At 43.7% G+C, this 14,044-nt stretch carries 15 protein-coding genes; 7 read left to right on the forward strand and 8 right to left on the reverse strand.

Features of this window, described 5'->3' with window-relative positions; translation table 11 throughout:
- Window positions 1–241: 241 nt before the first annotated feature.
- The 3 genes from ACYVNW_RS01765 to ACYVNW_RS01775 all read right to left on the reverse strand — a co-directional run bounded on the left by ACYVNW_RS01765 (window position 242) and on the right by ACYVNW_RS01775 (window position 2,812).
- On the reverse strand, window positions 242–1,021 hold the full coding sequence (locus tag ACYVNW_RS01765; RefSeq protein WP_460678118.1) for a LytR/AlgR family response regulator transcription factor: 780 nt from the start codon (window positions 1,019–1,021) through the stop codon (window positions 242–244).
- Entirely contained in the window at window positions 996–2,060 is a 1,065-nt protein-coding gene (locus tag ACYVNW_RS01770) for a sensor histidine kinase (protein ID WP_460678119.1), read from the reverse strand. Before ACYVNW_RS01770 ends, ACYVNW_RS01765 begins: the two co-directional genes overlap by 26 nt.
- A 74-nt stretch (window positions 2,061–2,134) precedes the next feature.
- A complete protein-coding gene (locus tag ACYVNW_RS01775) occupies window positions 2,135–2,812 on the reverse strand; it encodes a hemerythrin domain-containing protein (protein ID WP_460678120.1) in 678 nt (225 codons plus the stop codon).
- Window positions 2,813–3,082: 270 nt separating this feature from the next.
- Between ACYVNW_RS01775 and ACYVNW_RS01780 the strand changes: the two genes are divergently transcribed.
- The 3 genes from ACYVNW_RS01780 to ACYVNW_RS01790 all read left to right on the forward strand — a co-directional run bounded on the left by ACYVNW_RS01780 (window position 3,083) and on the right by ACYVNW_RS01790 (window position 5,139).
- Window positions 3,083–3,694: a YceI family protein gene (locus ACYVNW_RS01780; RefSeq protein ID WP_460678121.1), complete on the forward strand. Its 612-nt coding sequence runs from the start codon at window positions 3,083–3,085 to the stop codon at window positions 3,692–3,694.
- A gap of 119 nt (window positions 3,695–3,813) precedes the next feature.
- Window positions 3,814–4,206 (forward strand): RidA family protein, encoded by a 393-nt coding sequence (locus tag ACYVNW_RS01785; RefSeq protein WP_460678122.1) that lies wholly within the window; start codon window positions 3,814–3,816, stop codon window positions 4,204–4,206.
- A gap of 45 nt (window positions 4,207–4,251) precedes the next feature.
- Window positions 4,252–5,139, forward strand: coding sequence for an NmrA/HSCARG family protein (locus ACYVNW_RS01790; protein WP_460678123.1), 888 nt, complete (start codon window positions 4,252–4,254; stop codon window positions 5,137–5,139).
- 236 nt (window positions 5,140–5,375) lie between these two features.
- Here ACYVNW_RS01790 and ACYVNW_RS01795 read toward each other — a convergent pair whose 3' ends face one another.
- The 3 genes from ACYVNW_RS01795 to ACYVNW_RS01805 form a co-directional block, all read right to left on the reverse strand.
- Window positions 5,376–5,747, reverse strand: coding sequence for a response regulator transcription factor (locus ACYVNW_RS01795; protein WP_460678124.1), 372 nt, complete (start codon window positions 5,745–5,747; stop codon window positions 5,376–5,378).
- A 104-nt stretch (window positions 5,748–5,851) separates the two neighbouring features.
- Window positions 5,852–6,334 carry a DUF4126 family protein gene (locus ACYVNW_RS01800; RefSeq protein WP_460678125.1) on the reverse strand — a complete coding sequence of 161 codons (483 nt, stop codon included), beginning with the start codon at window positions 6,332–6,334 and terminating at the stop codon, window positions 5,852–5,854.
- A 133-nt stretch (window positions 6,335–6,467) separates the two neighbouring features.
- Entirely contained in the window at window positions 6,468–9,335 is a 2,868-nt protein-coding gene (locus ACYVNW_RS01805; RefSeq protein WP_460678126.1) for a T9SS type A sorting domain-containing protein, read from the reverse strand.
- Between the two features lie 228 nt (window positions 9,336–9,563).
- On the opposite strand from ACYVNW_RS01805, the gene ACYVNW_RS01810 reads away from it, so the two are divergent.
- From ACYVNW_RS01810 to ACYVNW_RS01820, 3 genes are all read left to right on the forward strand, one after another.
- Window positions 9,564–10,019, forward strand: a complete 456-nt coding sequence (locus ACYVNW_RS01810; protein ID WP_460678127.1) for a PA2169 family four-helix-bundle protein — start codon at window positions 9,564–9,566, stop codon at window positions 10,017–10,019.
- A 36-nt stretch (window positions 10,020–10,055) separates the two neighbouring features.
- Window positions 10,056–10,559, forward strand: a complete 504-nt coding sequence (locus tag ACYVNW_RS01815) for a TspO/MBR family protein (RefSeq protein ID WP_460678128.1) — start codon at window positions 10,056–10,058, stop codon at window positions 10,557–10,559.
- A gap of 76 nt (window positions 10,560–10,635) precedes the next feature.
- The gene (locus ACYVNW_RS01820; protein ID WP_460678129.1) at window positions 10,636–11,190 is read left to right on the forward strand and encodes a hypothetical protein; all 555 of its coding nucleotides are present in this window, start codon (window positions 10,636–10,638) and stop codon (window positions 11,188–11,190) included.
- 14 nt (window positions 11,191–11,204) lie between these two features.
- Here ACYVNW_RS01820 and ACYVNW_RS01825 read toward each other — a convergent pair whose 3' ends face one another.
- Both ACYVNW_RS01825 and ACYVNW_RS01830 read right to left on the reverse strand, forming a co-directional pair.
- The gene (locus ACYVNW_RS01825) at window positions 11,205–11,918 is read right to left on the reverse strand and encodes a ZIP family metal transporter (RefSeq protein WP_460678130.1); all 714 of its coding nucleotides are present in this window, start codon (window positions 11,916–11,918) and stop codon (window positions 11,205–11,207) included.
- Entirely contained in the window at window positions 11,915–12,481 is a 567-nt protein-coding gene (locus ACYVNW_RS01830; protein ID WP_460678131.1) for a phosphatase PAP2 family protein, read from the reverse strand. Before ACYVNW_RS01830 ends, ACYVNW_RS01825 begins: the two co-directional genes overlap by 4 nt.
- Before the next feature lie 169 nt (window positions 12,482–12,650).
- Between ACYVNW_RS01830 and glmM the strand changes: the two genes are divergently transcribed.
- Window positions 12,651–14,042, forward strand: a complete 1,392-nt coding sequence (gene glmM / locus ACYVNW_RS01835; RefSeq protein WP_460678132.1) for a phosphoglucosamine mutase — start codon at window positions 12,651–12,653, stop codon at window positions 14,040–14,042.
- Window positions 14,043–14,044 lie beyond the last annotated feature (2 nt).

Raw genomic sequence — 14,044 nt, forward strand, 5'->3', positions numbered from 1 at the left:
AGGCGTAAATTTAATACGTTTGTGCGAATTTTGTGCGAATGTTATTCAATTATCTGCAATTGAGTTCAACTTAAATTGTTTAATAATGCTTTAAACTAGGTTTTTGATTAAAATTTCGATAGTACGCAGCACTATTCAATTAAGGTTATAATCCCTTCGGGAGCACAAAAGAGCCGCTTAAATTGATATTAAGTGGCTTTTTGTTTTTAACGTATTGGTTCGTTTGAAAGGCGAAAATTTATCACCTGCCCATCCAATCTTTAAAATCGTTCACCTTTTCGCGGCTTACAATGGCTTCTTTGTCGTGAGTGGGTTTGAGTTTCAGGGCCAGACGGTTGCCAAAATAGGGCTCCATCTGGTCAATGCTGTCTACTGCTACAATCAACGAGCGGCTTACGCGGAAGAAACGGTCGGGGTCAATGCTTTGCTCTATTTCATCTAATGTGTAATCCACAATAAAACTTTTGTTATCTGTAGTTTTGAAAAAGTTAACCCGTTCATCGCTGTAAAAGTAACTTATGGCGCTTACATCAATAGGCACCAGTTTTTGCAGGTATTTCACCAAAAAACGCTTGCGGTAGGGCGCGGAGGTGCTTTGCTTTTGCAGTTCGGTTACCAGTTTTTCAATTTTTATGGCTTGGTGGTCGGCTATGCCTAAGGTGGCTTTCAAATGGCTGAGTTTATCTATAGCGGCCTTCAGTTCGGATTGCTGTATGGGCTTCAGCAGATAATCAATGCTATTTACTTTAAAAGCTTTCAGTGCATATTCATCATACGAGGTGGTGAATATTACAGGGCTTTCTACCTTTACTTCTTCAAAAATGGCAAAGCTTTGCCCATCGGCCAGTTCAATATCCATTAAAATCAAATCAGGCTGCTCGGTAGCTTCAGTAAGCCATTTTACTGATGAAGCAATGCTGTCGGCTACACCAATCACTTCGGCATCAGCGTGTACCTTGTTAAGGGTTTGTATTAGTTTGGCTACGGCCAATTGCTCATCTTCTATAATCAGCACTTTCATAGTTCAGGTTTTTAATCAGGGGCAAACTCACAGCAAAATTTTCGTCATCGTGCCTAATTTCAATAGCAGTTTGATGCAGCAATTCATATTTAGTGGCAATATTTTGCAAACCCACTTTGTTGGATATCACCCTTGATATTTTCTGCTGTACATTATTACTTACGGTAAGCCAGCGTTGCCCGTCGGACCGGATTGCAATATGCAAGGGTTGATCTTTCAAAATTACGTTATGCTTTACAGCGTTTTCCAATAACAGCTGCAGGGTAAGGGGAGGAATCAGGTAGTCCAGGTGTTCATCTTCAATCGCAATATCCAGTTCGATGCCATTGCCATAGCGGGTTTTTAACAGGTGAAAATAGGAATGTAAAAATTGGAGTTCGGCCTGTAATGAGATCAGCTCGCTTTCGTTGGAGCGTAGGAGGTAGCGGTATACTTTGCTCATTTCATCCAGGAACTCGCTGGCCCGCTCCGGGTCGCTGCTGATAAGTGAAGAAAGGCAGTTAAGGCTGTTGAACAAAAAATGCGGATTTACTTGGTTTTTTAAGCTATCCAACTGGCTTTGTACATAGCTCTTTTTCAGCCGCTCAGTTTCTACCAGTGATTTTTTCCATTGGTCGAAAGTAAACAATCCTTCGTGAAAGCTGGTGGCAATTACGTTAAGCAGTAAGCCGGCAAACAGCAGGGGATGATAGGTTTGCCAGTTCAGGTTATAATTGATCAGCCCGAGGCGCTTAAACACATACAGGTTAACCACGCAAAGGCCAAATTGAGTGAGCAACACATAAACCGGCAGCTGGATGAGGATGCGTTTGAGCATTTTGGTATCGCTCGGTATCACTTCGCGCAGGTAATTGGCCGCCACAATATGCGTTACCCAGGAGCCGGTACCCACTACAAAACTTGCACCGGTAGCATACAAAAACAGGGGAAAATGAAAGTAGCTATCATCCAGCAGGAGATAGCATACCACCATCATAAAAGGGTATACGCTGGCCAGCAGAACAATTACATCCTGCCGGCTAAAGTTTAGGTATTTCATGGCGAGCCGGTTTGCTGCGGTTACAGGCATAAAGTTAAGCGTTTTATAATGATTCCGGTCCACTCATCGGTAAATTAAGCAATGGCTGCCCCTTCAGAAATCTGTTGCTCAAGTGCGAGCCAACGATGCTCGGGTAGGTGATGGGCGCAGGCCTGTAGCAAGCCGGCCAATACAAAATCGGGCGCTTCGCTTTTTACGGCGGTTAACCACATGCGCAGTTCAACATCATTCATGCCTTTAATCATCCATTCAAAATAAACATTCATTTTTTGAGGCTCGATGCATTGCTGAATATTCCGCTCCATGTCTAAAATTTCGGCGTCGGTATAATGCTGCCATAAAACGCTGTTCAGCAGTTGCTCTTCTTTGTTCATGTGCTTCAGGTTAAAAGCAACAAAATCGTTCAGGGCATAATAAATGTTATTGCCTGCACTAAAGGTATCGGTTGCTACTTTATACGCAGCAACAGTAGCTCTCAGCTGCCGGGCCAGCTCCAGGTCGGTTTCATGCTCACTTTCAAAGCTTTTAATTACAGCTGGCGCATGTTGCTCGGCGGCATTTAAAATGCAGCTATCCTCGTGGTAGGCATGGGCATCAAATAAATCGAGCAGTAACTCTACCTGTGCAATGGCTGGGGCGCTTTTTTCAATGTTGGTTAAATCGGTTTGCTGCAGTTGCATTACAGTATCAAACAGCAGGGCGCGCAGGCCTTTGTGAATCTGGTTAAATACGTTGAATCGGGGTGTGTTCATTTGTGTTAAAAATTTGGTTTAAGCAAATGTGCAGCGATAACCCGCGGGTTAAAATGCCTAACCGGATGAACTGTAATTTTTACTGCCTGAATTGTAAATGTATTCTCACTACCTGTAAATGCAGCCGTTTAGCAATAATCCCTTGCAATTTACCGCTCACATCTTTACTATTCTCAATTCATCCGGAGCTTATACCATTTCATACAAGAGGTGTTAGGCCGGCGGCGGTTCAGTCTACACCTTTGCAGCAGAAATCAAAACCAAATCAACATGAAAAAAATCCTAACCCTTGCAGTATTGGCCGCTTCATTTACTAGCTGCAAAAACGAAAACCTGAACAAAGAAACTACTTACACGGTAAACGAAACAAGCTCTAAAGCAGAATGGAAAGGCTCGGCCAGAGACCACTACCACGTAGGTTCATTTAAAGTAACGGGCGAGTTGACTACCTCAGCTAAAGGCACTGTAACCGATGGGTACTTCCTTATTCCCATTGCCTCTATTGAAGATTATGACCTACCTGAACCTACCAGGCAAGTATTGTTGGAAGATTTGAAAAGCGAAAACTTCTTTAGCCTGGCTATGCACCCCAATGCAGGTTTCCATATCACTAAAGTGGAGCCGTACACCCAGGTGGATACTGCTGCGGTGGCAGGTGCGAATTACCTGATTACCGGCGATTTCAGGATGGTAGGTCAAACCCATTCCATGTCGTTCCCGGCCAAAATTACAGCTACTGCTGATAGCCTGACTACCGAAGCCAAGTTTAAGCTTGACAGAACTAAATGGGGCATGAACATTTATACCGACCCAACCAAGCAGCTCTATATTTATCCGGAGGTGAATATTCACTTAACTGTTAAATCAGCTAAAAAGAATTAATACAACCTTAACCCTAACCTTCATCACCCTAAACCATTGGTTTGGCCATAGGCTGCAAGAGTAAGTTTATTGCCAAACCAATATCACAACCTTTAATCATTTTATTAAAAATTATCATTATGCAAAAACACATTATTAACCCCTGGAAATGGCAGGACAATTTAGGTTACGCCCAAGCCGTAGAAATTAAAAACAACACAGGTACCCTATACTGCGCAGGGCAGACCGCCATGAACGCCGACGGACAGCCTGTGGCCGGTTCAATGGAAGCGCAAATCCAACTGAGCTTGCAAAATTTAGAAAAGGTGATTCAACAGGCCGGCTATCATCCTGCTCATATTGTACGCCTTAATTTGTACACTACCTCTATTGCCGAATTCTTTGCGGCTTATGGTACACTGGTGGTCTGGATGAAGCAGCACAACCTAACACCATCCAGCACTTTGCTGGAGGTGAAAGCATTAGCTTTTCCTGAGCTTAAAGTTGAAATTGAGGCCACTGTGGTGCAATAATGTGTTCCTGAACTTAACCTTATCACATCAACCGATCATCAGGATATGAAAACAAAAATTGTGGTATGCGGCGCTACCGGTAATCAGGGTAGCGCTGTGGCAAAGCGCTTATTAGCCAACTCTGAATGGGAGGTAGTTGCAATATCCAGAAACCCCCAATCGCAAAGCGCAACAGAGCTGGCATATGCCGGTGCCGTAGTTGTAAAGGCTGATACCAATGACCTTGACTCACTGCAGCAGGCATTCGAAGGCGCGTATGGTGTGTTTGGCGTTACGCAGCCTTGGTCGGCCGATTACAAGCAGTGCAATATTGAACAGGAGATCGGGCAGGCACAAAACGTCATCAAAGCCTGCCAGGCAGCCAGGGTGCAGCATTTGGTGATGAGTTCAATTATTAATCCGAGCAATCAAAAAACAGGTGCTCCGCATGTGGATAGTAAATTGTTGATCGAGGAACAAGTAAAACAAGCCCATCTGCCTTATACTATTATTCGCTTTCCTCAATTTATGGATAACATTGGCGCGCCTTTCTTTCCGGTAAAAAGGGGGACGGTAAAGGGTTTTATTGCTGCCGATGCCAAAGTACCTTACATTGCCTGCAAAGATATTGGCAAGGCAGTAGCTGAAGCGTTTCAAAACCCCGTTGATAGCGCTTATCAAACTCTGAATGTGATTGGCGATTTTGTATCAGGCCACGAATTGGCCTGTACGCTCAGCAACCTGCGCAACGGCGAAAAGTTTACCTATAAAGCTGCACCTAAACTGCTGCTGCGTTTGTTTGCCAAAGAGTTTTACCACATGCGCCTGATGTTTGAACAAATGGGCCATGCGCCTTATCCTGCCGAAATTGCTGAAGCTTTGCTGCATGGCACATGCAACACAACATTGCAAGCTCATTTACATGAGCAAGGGTTTGCAAACCGGGTATTATAAGAACATAGATTCTGATAATAGATTATAACATTTATTACTTCAAGCAGGCTTATAAGGCGATTGCAGCTTTTACAGGCTAAAAACACTTGGTGCAATTATATATTAACCCCGTTTGAAGTAGTATGATTAGTATGATATGAATAATGCCTGAAATTTTCAGGCATTATCTGTTTTGCGTTAATTTTATAAGATAGTTCTCCGGTTTGGCTGGAAAAGGATAATTGTATCTCGCCTCCTTATACAGTCATCAATATACCGTTCACTTTATCTAAAAGTTCCTCCATCCCGAAGGGTTTGGCTAAGTAAGCATCTGCACCGCATTCAGAGGCGGCACTTTCAATATCAGGGCTGCCGGATATCATTAATACCGGGATGTTGCGGGTAGCTGCCTGCCGCTTAATTTGTTTGCACACCGACCGGCCATCGTGGCCGCCCATCATAATATCAAGCAAAATCAGGTCAGGCCCGCCTTTAATGGCCTGCATTACGGCAGTGCCGTTGTTTACCTGCAGTACTTCATAATCTGATGATTCTAATACCATGGCAATAGCATCTACAATTGCCTTGTCATCATCTGCAATCAATATCGTTTTTTGTAGTGCACCCATCGCTGTTTCTCCTCAAATATCAGGCCCGGCCAAACGGCCAGACCCCCTGGTTTAGGTGATCGGCAACTGTGGCCGGTAACAATATACGAATATTTAATTCAAAATTAATTTTTCATCAGTTTTACACCGCTGCTTACGGCTATGGCATCCTCAAAAGCGCCTACAAAAGTGTCTTTTACATGCGGAACTTTATCTAAATATTTACGTCCGTAAAAGCTGGCGAAAGTAGTTACCAGTGCTGCTGCCCCGCCAATCATTGCTCCTTTTAATGAACTTTCGCGGTTGGCTTTAAACATGGTTGCGCCTACCAAAGCACCTGAGCTGATCCTTGCTGCCAGTTGCGACGCGATAATTCTGTCAGGTGCGCCGGGCGCTTTATCAGCTACAAATTCAGCTACGCTTAATACTTTGGTGAGTATTGCAGTAGCAGGCTTTTGTAAAAACCGAAGCTTCGAATGGCGTAAATCACTGTCGGGGTGTTTGCTTAAATAATTGCTGGCTATAGCCGGAGCAACGCTGGCCCTTAATCCTGCTATGGCGCCCAGGCCAATAGCTTGTTTTAATGCACGTGAATATGAATTTGGCATGAATGTATATCGAATATGTTTCAAATCAACACTCAGCTGGTGGATATAGTTTGGTTGACTTTCTTTGAAATTAAATTTTGTGTGTCAGTGTAAAGTTATTTTGTTTGTCTTACAGGCTTGGGATTGGCAGTTATCAGTTGGATTTGATGAATTTTTTAACCGTCATGCTGTTACCTTGTTGTACTTCAACCAGGTAAGAGCCATTGGGAATGTTGCTTACGTCCAATTGCTTTGTAAAAGGTCCGGCCTCAGTATGATCGCTGATGTTGCGGTAAACTTTGCCAGAAATAGCATCTGATAAGCGAATATTGATTTTATTTTGAGTAAAGGTATCGACGCTGATATTGATATAATTTACGGCCGGATTAGGATACACGGTCAACTTCGGATTGTTGGCCTCAGTGGCAATTATACCGTTTCCCTCCGGTGACATAATGGTGCGCAGGCGTTTCACAGTGGAGGTAACCGCCGTATCTGCAGTAGTTACCAAATTGCTTGTTGAAGATGGAGCAGGGATACCAAATGGAATAATGAATTGAGGCGTTTCGGTTACGGTAACGTTTAGCTTTCCGTTGCTCAGCTTTACCAGTTGTATATCCATGGTATTGCTGCCTGCTTTTGGGGTACATATTCTTGCAGAATCTGCACCGGGCAGGTTTAAGGTGTAGGCAGCAGTGCGGTCTTTCTCATCCGGAACAGTGAGAACATAGGCCGACTTGCCATTAAGTTCATAACGGTCAACCAGTGGGTCAGTTCCTAATGTCTCTTTGTAGGTATACTCACCTATAAGCTTATTGGCCTGGTAAAAGTAGTCGGCAGCCGGTTTGCGGGTTTTGTTGGTGTTGATTAAACCTGATGAACCAAATTGTATGGGGTTAGTGGGATTATCATCATACATTTCATAAAAGAAAATACGCTCAACTCCCTGGCGGGCATACAATAAAGCAGCCCGAAGCTGCCAGTCGGCTTGAGTTTGCAGCACAGTTTTTTTACCAATGGCAATAGCCTTTAACGGACTGCCCTGATTTACATCATTGCCCAATTCTGTTACCCAAACCGGCATATCGCCTGCATACTGGTGAGCCACGTTAATAAATTCCTGCGCTACATTGGCCGTGCCTGAGATGGTCATTTCGGGTGCGGTGCCGCGGGTAGGGGTGCCGCCCTGTGAGAGGCCGCCATTGTTAGAATAAAAATGGTAATTAATTACATCCCAGCACAGGTTTACAGAGCCATCGGAATTATAACCGCGGTTTTTTCGGCACCAGTCAACCATCCCTTTAATATAATCGGTATTGGCATAGGCCAGGCCACCCATCACTACTTTCATGTTCGGGTCGGCATTTTTAACTCCCACACCCGGGCCCATGGTGTTTTTATGCCCATCGTAAAAGGCAGACAGGTTGGCCGCATACTCCCAGGCGGTTTGATATGCTTTGCGGCCTTTCCACCATTTGTCACGTTCGTTGTCGCATTCAATATATCTAACCAGGCCCAGGCTACGCTTAGTAACGTTTACTGGCCCACCTGGGTATTGGGCAATCGGCGCTGTAGAAACCGTGGTACTGTCAACGCCTGCATTATAACCATAACGGGCTGCAAACTGGTAAGCTAACCGGGCCTGTTCTATGTACGATTTAGGATCGGCGTAATCTTTGCCATATTTTACCGGAATGTTTTCATCACCTTTCAGGCTGTCGGGGTAGGTATCCTGCATCCATTGCGGCAGGGTTTTAATGTCGGCCACTACTTCCATACCTTCCGCTTTTAAGCGCTGGTACATCGCATCATAATTCCAACCGCCTGATGGGGATGGATTGAACGTGTACTGGCCTTCTGTCTGCTCCAGGTGAAACCAATCCAGATAATGCCTTACCTGGGTAAAAGCTTTGGCAGGTTTCATGCGTGCTTCATCAATTACATCGGGTGCGTTGGGGTTTTCAAAGTCCCATTCAAAAGCGTTGATACCAAAATAGTTTTTCAGTTTATAACCCTTTTTTGTAGCCGCGGTAACAGGCGTACCAGCTACATAGTTACCATAGAGCTCTATCTCCGGAGGAAAATCGTACCAGCAATTGAGCACCAAATATTTGATATTTTTCAGCGGTTGGTCGAGCGTAAATTTACTCGCGCCGCTAAGTTGCCGATCGGGGTAGGGGCCTGTCCATGTCCCGTATTGGCCGCCTTTAAATGTACCAATAACCACACGTTTGCCTTCAGTAGTAATTGCTGATAAGGTAAGCGGATAATCGCCCAAATCAGCATTATTGCTGAAAAACTTTACCTGGTACACATCTATCTGTTCGCCGGGTAGTACGGGGTAGTAAGCGTCATAATTTTTGAAAATTTTGCCATACTCGGGTTGTACGGTGGTCGCTGTGTTGCCATCAAACATACTGGCAATGCCATCGCTGGCGCTGTTAAGCTGGTACCAGCGCTTGCCGTCTACCGGGATTTTAGTATATGTAACCACATTTACCGGAGGTACAACGATGGGAGAGGTAATTACATCTGTAACTGTAGACAAACCCGGAATGCCAAAGATGAATACTTTTTGAGGGATGTTATTGTTGTACTTATTAACAATTATAGCGTCAGCTTCTACTGCGGCAGCTAATTTAATGGTATCAAAAGCGTTGTAGCTTTCGCCGGTAAAGGTACCCAGCAATGTGCGCTGCTGACCATTAAGGGCATAGATGTAAGCAGGTTTATCGGTAAATACGCCTTGCCAGTCATACAATACCACTTTGGTAATCTTGCTATGCTGCTGTAGTTTCAAGGTCACATCAATATATTGCCAGTTTGATCGGTCCCATTCATCTTCAACCATGCTGTTTAAATCATCTGTTAACCAGGGTGTGTAATCCTGCCCGGTATTAACGCTGGGGATAACCGACGAAATTTTGATGCGCTGCTCACTTTGTGCAAAGCAATGATAACCAGCCAATATTAGTATCAGGCAGCTAATCATAAATTTGAACAAGCGGAAGGCAGATATCATACAATGTAAATGTTTAGTTTAATTAAGGGCGTTATGTGATACTAATTTAACGTTTGATTAAAAATTAACTATATGTAAAGCGCTGACAGTCAATTGTTAATGTAAAAGCCTGATATACGCTGTATACGCAAGGAAGGAGTAAAGGTTACCAGGTTGACCAGTGTTTTGAAGTGTGGAAAGGAGCACTTAAACCTATTGCCGCTTTATTTGTTCACTAAAAAAATTAATATGGCTGCTATACCCTCTTCTGTTACCGAACAACTGAACCATTTAATCATCATAGCCAATGATGGCCACCTAGGCTATTATGAAGCTGCTGAATATGTAGAAAACCCCGTATTAAAGGCTTCGTTTTCCCGCTATGCTGAGGAGCGCAAAGAGTTTGCAGGCGAATTAAGGGCTTTGGTAGCCTCGGCAGGTGAAGCCCCCGAGAGTGGGAGCGGCCCTTTAGGTGCATTGCATCGGGTTTGGATTGATATCAAAACCTCGTTTACCAGCCATAATGATGAAGGGCTATTAAGCGATTGCATAACCGGAGATAAAGCAGCAGTATCTGCCTATCAAACCGCAATCTCCACGCCTGGCCTGCCAGAAGATTTACAATTAGTTTTAACAAGGCACCTGAAACTCACCCAAGATGCTCTGTTCGATTTGGAGCAGCAAGCGCAGCGTTTTCAGAAATAAATTATCTTAGCTGCGTAAACCCGTATATAATTTGCTATGTCCGTCCCACTGCGTTCTGATGCCCAAAAACTTCAGCCTTTTCCCCTGCTCATCAGTATAGTGATTACATTGGGTGTTGGCCTATCCGCATCGCTATTTACACGCCCCGAAATAAAAGGATGGTATGCCGCTCTACATAAGCCGGGTTTTACACCTCCGCCCTGGCTTTTCGGCCCGGTATGGACTATTTTATATGTTATGATGGCCATAGCTGCCTACCAGGTTTGGAAACGCCGGGATGGCAGTGCTGCTTATGGTTGCAGTAAAGCTTATTATTTCATACAACTGATGCTTAATTTCCTGTGGTCTTTTACTTTTTTTTACCTGCACCAGCCGGTAATGGCTTTGGTGGTAATTATTAGTTTACTGGTAAGTATTGCGGGAACTATGTTCTATTTCGGAAAAATTCACCGGGCAGCGGCTTGGTTGCTGGTGCCTTATTTGTTGTGGGTTTGCTTTGCCACTGCTTTGAATACAGCTATAGTTGTGCTTAATAAATGATAAACCGCATGGCTTATCATATAATTTTGTATTTGATGACAGTAACACTTACTTTGTGTTGAATTTGATGGTTATTATGCACACACTGGTTTACAAAAAAGCATTTTTTTTATTAGTGCTTCTGTTAAGCTTTAGCCGCATTGCATTTGCGGCGCCGGGAGCTGAAATAGAACATTTTGTAGTTAAAGAAAACCCCTTTGCACAGGGCCAAGTGGCTATTGTAGCCACCGACTCGGCCGGTACCATACGCGAAAATATAAGAGGGCACTACACCTTTACGATCAATGGCTTTGAGCAGCCACTCATTTTTGATGGAGGCACTGCTTTTTACCGGCATAAAATCGTAAAGTCGACTTTTATGTATGTAAGGCACCAAAACGAAAGCGGTACCCATTCCAGCTTGTTTTATATTTATAAGCACGGCGATAAACTGACACCCATACATGTAAGCTGGGTAGTGCTGGTATTAATTCCCTTAGCTATTATTTTTGCCGGTTACCTGTTTAAGCGGTTCATCATTATTGCAGCCGTTGTGCTCATCGTATTTTTTTACTTCAGCCATCACAACGGTTTAAACCTGTCTACTTTCTTTGAAAGTATCTTTGACGGGTTAAAACATGTTTTTAAATAGAGTTTTAAGGTAAGCTACAACTCCGTCATAAATCCGCCCAAAGCTAACCCAACGCCTAACAGCACGGCTATCAGTTTGCGTGAATTAAATTTATGATCGGGCCCGGCCTCAAACAATATGGTGGTTGAAATATGCAGGAAGATACCGATCACCACACCCATAATGCGGTTAAAATAGTGCTGTAAATTACCAATGCCGCCACTGCTTAAAGCATCACTAAAAAAGTATCCGGCCGGGGCCATAATGGCGAATAGAAGTATAAAAATAGTGGTATTCAACTTGGGCTGATGATGGGATAATAACACGGTGCCCAACGCAAATGCTGCCGGAATGTGGTGCAGCGCAATGCCAAATACCAGCTGATTCTGGTAGCCTTGTGCCAGTGGCATCCCCTCTAAAAAAGCGTGCAGGCACAAGCTTACCATAATACCTACCGGGAAAGCCGCATGGTCATGCCCGTGCATGTGCATGTGGCCATGCTCAATACCGTCAGAAAATTGCTCAAGAACAATCTGGAACAAAAAGCCGATCAGAATGAAAACACCTACCAGGTTGTCATTATTATGATAAGCGTCAGGTATCAGATGTAAAACTGTAATACCAAACAAATAAGCTCCGCTAAAAGAAAGCACCAGCTTTAGTTGCTTATGGTTGCCTCCTTTAAACAGAAAAACAGATGTGCCGCCCAAAAAGGCACTAAAAAATAACAAGAGCAATTTCCAGGTCATGCAAATTGAGGTTGAATGCGTTTAAATAAATAGGCCATGCCGATGCCAATAATGGAGCCAAACAATGCGCCGGCAGTAACGTCTACCGGATAATGTACACCTACATATACCTGTGCAAAGCAAATTAAGCCTGCCCAAAGTATTGCCCCAAACCATACCCAGCGCCAGCGTTTACCATAAACCAGGCTTAAAAATAAAGCCATGGCAAAGTGGTCGCTCGCATGGGTTGACGGAAAACTATACCCTGTACCGCAAGGTACCCGGCTTATTTCTTCTGGTTTTAAGCTGGCTTCGCGGCAGGGGCGGGTGCGTTTGACCACTGCTTTTAAAATGCTGGCACTCCCGTAATCAGCTATGCCTACTGTAATTAGTAGTAATACAATTAAAATAGTTCCTGCTTTTTTAAAACGGGCAATGCTGAACACTACAATAAATACGTACAGCGGTATCCAAAATTTTGGATTACGCAGCCATGGCATCACCGCATCAAATACAGGATTACTCAGTGTATAATTTACAAAATGAAAAAGCTGGCGATCCAGCTGTAAGAGGTGTTCGGTCATGTTGCGTTGCGGGGCCAAAGGTATTTACAATTCCGAAAATGCTTTGTTGGTTCATCGTAATAATTATGGGTATTTGATAAGATAGCAGGACATACCTTATTAAAAGGCATCATATTTAACCTTTAACCTGCCCGAAAATGTTATTTTTGTGAGCTAAAAGTTTTCCGCTTTGACACTTATAAAATCTATTTCAGGTATACGGGGCACCATTGGCGGTGCAGCAGGAGAGGGCTTAACCCCCCAGGATATTGTGAAGTTTACCGCTGCCTTTGGTCACTGGGCCATACAAAAGTCGGGTTTGAAAAAAATTGTAATCGGTCGTGATGCCCGCTTATCAGGCTCTATGGTAAACAATTTGGTATTGGGTACTTTGCAGGGTTTGGGCATTCATGTAGTTGATTTAGGTTTATCTACCACGCCTACTGTTGAAATTGCAGTGGTGGCTGAGCAGGCAGCAGGTGGAATTATCTTGACGGCCAGCCATAATCCCAAACAGTGGAATGCCTTAAAATTGCTGAATGCAGCGGGAGAGTTTATTAATGATGCCGACGGTAAAGAGGTATTGCAAATAGCCGAAACCGGTGAAATTAAATATGCCGAGGTAAACGATTTAGGCTCGGTAATCACCGATGACAGCTATATGCAAAAGCACATCGACCAGATTTTGGCGCTTCCACTGGTAGATAAAGAAGCTGTTGCTAAAGCCGGATTTAAAATTGTAGTAGATGCAGTGAACTCAAGCGGAGGCATATTTGTACCTGCATTGTTAAGAGCTTTAGGTGTAGAGGTAATTCATGAATTATTTTGTGAGCCCGACGGCAAGTTTGCCCATAACCCTGAGCCATTACCCGAACATCTGAATGCACTGTCGCGTGAGGTAACCGGTAAACAAGCCAATTTAGGTATTGCCGTTGATCCTGATGTAGACCGCCTTTGCTTCGTTTGTGAAGATGGTAGCATGTTCGGTGAAGAATATACTTTAGTGGCGGTGGCTGATTATGTGTTAAAGAATACCGAAGGTAACACCGTATCTAATCTATCATCAACCCGTGCTTTGCGGGATGTTACCGAAAAAGCCGGAGGCGAATATTTTGCTGCTGCAGTAGGTGAAGTAAATGTAGTTACCAAAATGAAAGAAGTAAACGCCATTATTGGCGGAGAAGGTAATGGCGGTATCATTTATCCTGAGCTGCATTACGGCCGCGATGCACTGGTGGGTATAGCTTTATTCCTTACACATTTGGCTAAATTTGGCAAGCCGGTATCAATGCTGCGCAGTACTTATCCTAATTATTTTATTTCTAAAAATAAAATTACACTAACGCCCGAAATGGATATTGATGCTCTGATGGCTAAAGTGCAGGAGAAATACAAAAAACAGCCACACACAACTATTGATGGTTTGAAAATTGAGTTCGATAAAGAATGGGTACACTTGCGCCGTTCTAATACCGAACCCATCATCCGTATTTACTCAGAAGGTAATTCAGAAACCGTAGCCAATAATATGGCGAACAAGATTATAGCTGATATTAAAGATATTTTGCAGTTAAAAGATTGATA

This window comes from Mucilaginibacter koreensis (assembly GCF_054783355.1).